This is a genomic window from Pseudomonas sp. GL93, assembly GCF_003408955.1.
GTDB lineage: Bacteria > Pseudomonadota > Gammaproteobacteria > Pseudomonadales > Pseudomonadaceae > Aquipseudomonas > Aquipseudomonas paracarnis.
Map to the genome: position 1 here is coordinate 1 of NZ_NKRF01000003.1, position 4,025 is coordinate 4,025.

The window sequence follows — 4,025 nt, forward strand, 5'->3', positions numbered from 1 at the left end:
GGGCAGCATTTCCACCGACCCGGTGCACGGTTTTATCTTCGTCAACGACATGCGCCTGGGCCTGTGGATCCAGATGATACCGTCGCAGAACAAAGCCCAGGCCTCTTCCGGTGGTGAAGCGCTCAACACCGGCATGGGCGCCGTGCCGCTCAAGGGCACGCCGTATGCGGTGAACAAAAACCGCTTCCTGTCGGTGGCCGGCATTCCGTGCCAGGCGCCGCCGTTCGGCACCTTGACCGCCATCGACATGAAGACGCAAAAGGTCGCCTGGCAAGTACCGGTGGGCACCGTTGAAGACACCGGCCCCCTGGGTATCCGCATGCACCTGCCGATCAAGGTAGGCCTGCCGACCCTGGGCGGTACGCTGTCCACCCAAGGCGGCCTGATCTTTATCGCTGGCACCCAGGACTTCTACCTGCGCGCCTTCAACAGCGGCAATGGCGATGAAATCTGGAAAGCCCGCCTGCCCGTCGGCAGCCAGGGTGGGCCGATGACCTACGTGTCGCCGAAAACCGGCAAGCAATACATCGTCGTCACCGCCGGCGGCGCACGCCAGTCTACCGACCGTGGCGACTACGTGATCGCCTACGCCCTGCCGTAACCGCCCTCTGTTCGCGCGGTGCTCTGGCACCGCGCTTTGTGTTTGGAACGATCCCCCATGACCCCTACTCCTCATACCGCCTGGCGCCTGGCGCTGGGCCTGGCCTTTGCGGCCGCCCTGCCCGTTCAAGCCGACGACACTACCCTGACCGGCGACTGGGGCGGCCTGCGCCGCGAACTCGACGCGCAAGGTGTGCGCTTTACCGGTGACTACACCGGCGAGACCGCCTACAACGCCCACGGCGGCCAGCACCGTTCGGCGCGCTATTCGCAGAACCTCAAACTCGGCGTGCAGTTCGACCTGGGCAAGCTCTACGGTTTCACCAACGGCGACCGCATCCAGCTGACCATCAACGATCGACGCGGCAACAGCGCCTCCGAGGATCTGGTGGGCAACCGCCTGCCGATCCAGGAAAACTACGGCGGCCTCTACACGCGCCTCACCGAGCTGAGCTACGAGCGCACGCTGTTCACCCCGGCGCTGAACGTCAAGCTGGGCTATATGGCCATGGGCAATGACCTAGGCGGCCTGGACAGCGGCATCCTGTGCAACTTCATGAACGCCGGGTTCTGCGGGCATCCGCTGAACATGTCCGGCGGCAGCGGCTGGGCCAACTACCCGAATGCGCACCTCGGTGCCCGGGTGAAATACGACTTTTCGCCCAACTGGCAACTGCGCGTAGCGGCGTTCAATGTCGACCCGTCCAGCAACGGCAACTCCAGCCGTGCCTGGCACCTGGGGCCCAAGCACACCACCGGCACCGTGGTGCCCATCGAACTGATCTACAAGCATGCGGGCGCACTGCCCGGTGAATACAAGCTCGGTTATTACTACGACAGTTCCGATGTAAAACGCATTGGCAGCAACAAGGACGTCAGCGGGCGTGGCGGTCACTACCTCTTGATCGACCAGGCTGTGTGGGCCTCCCAGTCATCCCAAGGCCGTAGCCTGCACGCCTTCGGCCAATACTCCGCCGCCAGCCAGGCGGCCTCGCCGTTCCCCAAGTGGTATGGCGCGGGCGTGGTGCTGTACAAGCCGTTCGAAGGTCGCCCGCGCGATACCGTCGCCCTGGGCTATGGCCGTGCGGTGCCGAACCCGCGCAGTCGCGATGTGCAGGAGTTCGCAGCGTTCAACGCCGGTACGGCCTATCCAGACCTGGACACGGCTGAACAGTTGATCGAACTCAGTTATGGCTACCAGGCCACGCCTTGGCTGACCTTGCGCCCGGATGTGCAATACATCATCGAGCCGGGGGCGTTTTCCGGGGAGAGCATCGACAATGCGCTGGTGCTGGGCTTGCAGGTCAAAGCGGTGTTCTAGTTCGTGCCCTGCTGATACTGACGCGGCGTACACCCAAATTCGCGGCGAAACACCGTATGCAGGTACTGCGCAGAGGTGAAGCCGCAGCGTGCGGCAATGTCGGCAATAGCAAGGCTGTGGTTTTCCAGGCCCTTGGCGGCAGCGGCGAGTTTGAAGCGCAAAATTTCATCATGCACGCTGCAGCCGCGGGCCTTGCGAAAATGCGCTTCCAGGGACGAGCGGGAAACACCGACATAAGCGGCGACCTGATCGGTCTTGATGCCCTGGCAGGCGTACTGGCGGATAAACAACAAGGCCTGCATCACGTAAGGGTTGCCCAGGGGTTGATGCAGGCTGGACGCTTGCACGTTAATGGCGTCCGGCGGCACCAGCACCTGCGTGCCCGTGCAGGGTTTGCCGTGCAGCATCTGATGCAACAGCGCCGCAGCGGTACGGCCCATGGTCTCCGTGCCCTGGATCACCGAACTGAGCGGCACCCGCGTGAGGGTACGGGTCAGCGGGTCGTTGTCGATACCGATCAACGCCACCTCCTCCGGCACCGCAATGCCCGCCGTCAGGCAGGCTTGCAGCAATTGCCGGGCACGGGCATCGGTCACCGCGATAATGCCGATAGGCTTGGGCAAGCTGTGCAGCCAGGCAATCTGCTGCTCCACCGCGCTGTCCCACAACGGCGCACTGGTGCCCAGGCCGCGATACACCTCTACCTGCAAGCCATCGCGCTGCATCAAGCGTCGAAAGGCTTTCTCACGCTCCTGGGCCCACCGATTGGCCTGGGCTTCGGGCAGGCTGAAACAGGCAAACCGCGTCAACCCCGCCTCCACCAGATGCTCGTAGGCCAGCTTCATCAGGGCATGGTTATCGGTAGCGACATAGGGAATGCCCTTGGGGTACTTGCCCACATCCTCATAAGACCCACCCACCGCCACCACCGGTATCCGACTCCCAGCCAGCGCCTCGCCGATCAGCGGGTCATCGAAGTCAGCAATGATCCCATCGCCCTGCCAACGCTCAATACCGCGCAGGCGACAGAGGAAGTCCTCTTCCAAGAACAGGTCCCAGGATGCACGGGTGCTGCTCAGGTAATTGCCAATGCCGGCGATGATGCCGCGGTCGTAGATTTTGCTGCCGTTGAAGAGCAAGGCGATGCGGTGAACGGGCGGTAGGGTTTTCATTGTTTTTGTCCTGGGGCCGGTCGGTGCAGATTAGGCCTGTGTACTACGAACGCCTAGCTACATTCAAATCGATGTCACGTCCTGGAAGCAGGATGGGAATATCGGGCCTCAGGGAGGCCCGTCCGTTACCTAAGTTTCCAAAAAATGATTCCAACTGCCATCCAGATAAGGGCAGTGAAAGCCATCGTAATATTGATGATAAGACGACGCTTCAGGTAGGGCGGAAACTTTTCAAGATCAGCGGGGCTTACATCTCCCAAAATGATATAAGCCTTCGGCCAAACCACCATTCCAGCAATTTTCGACATTTCCAATAGGGACCAAATCAAGCCTCGTTTCCCAAGACTAGGCCCCCAAAGATAAATGTAGCGGCTATTTTTCAACGCTTCCTTAATGGCATCCAAATGGCGGCGGCTCAGGTACAAGCTGTATGCAAGACTCGACGCCGCAAGCAGTATCGGACCACCTGAAATAATCCAGAAAGCCAGCCAGGACTTCCAAAACTCTTCCGCTGTCATGGCAAAGTTTGCTCGTACAAAATTTCTCCACCTATTTCTCCTCCCAAACCGCCGTAAGTTGTACCGACCCATGCGCCAGCGCCCACTATGGCTGCGACACAGATAACACCACCTACCCCCCCTGTAGCAACACCAATCCCCAGACAAATCGGACCACTCGCAGTACCCGCCGCCCATCCACCCAAACCACCAAAGAAAGTGGACCCAGCGAACTTCCCCGCTTCCGTAAACTTAATCCTCCTGCAAGCCTCCCCGGACTCGCCATTACACACCTGCTCAATAGCCAGCAACGAAGACACACCGCCAAGGCCAATGCCGATGTAACCACCTGCCTTCATATACTTCGTGGCACGGCTGACCGCCTCCACATGAGCGGCATACCCCGGAATCTGCCCCGGCCCACCCGCCTTGTCC

General features: G+C 60.8%; 3 protein-coding genes and 2 pseudogenes. 2 read left to right on the forward strand and 3 right to left on the reverse strand.

What is annotated here, in order from left to right; all coding sequences use genetic code 11:
* Positions 1 to 601, forward strand: a pseudogene (locus CER19_RS01690) (membrane-bound PQQ-dependent dehydrogenase, glucose/quinate/shikimate family); the annotation flags it as partial.
* Between the two features lie 57 nt (positions 602 to 658).
* The gene (locus CER19_RS01695; RefSeq protein WP_116665164.1) at positions 659 to 1,921 is read left to right on the forward strand and encodes a carbohydrate porin; all 1,263 of its coding nucleotides are present in this window, start codon (positions 659 to 661) and stop codon (positions 1,919 to 1,921) included.
* On the opposite strand, the gene CER19_RS01700 is transcribed toward CER19_RS01695, so the two are convergent.
* The 3 genes and pseudogenes from CER19_RS01700 to CER19_RS28925 all read right to left on the reverse strand — a co-directional run.
* Complete coding sequence (locus tag CER19_RS01700) at positions 1,918 to 3,093, reverse strand: XylR family transcriptional regulator (protein ID WP_116665165.1); 1,176 nt, start codon at positions 3,091 to 3,093, stop codon at positions 1,918 to 1,920. The genes CER19_RS01695 and CER19_RS01700 overlap by 4 nt on opposite strands.
* Before the next feature lie 125 nt (positions 3,094 to 3,218).
* Complete coding sequence (locus tag CER19_RS01705) at positions 3,219 to 3,611, reverse strand: hypothetical protein (RefSeq protein WP_116665166.1); 393 nt, start codon at positions 3,609 to 3,611, stop codon at positions 3,219 to 3,221.
* Positions 3,608 to 4,025: pseudogene (locus CER19_RS28925) on the reverse strand (PAAR domain-containing protein); the annotation flags it as partial. The gene CER19_RS01705 and the pseudogene CER19_RS28925, both read right to left, overlap by 4 nt.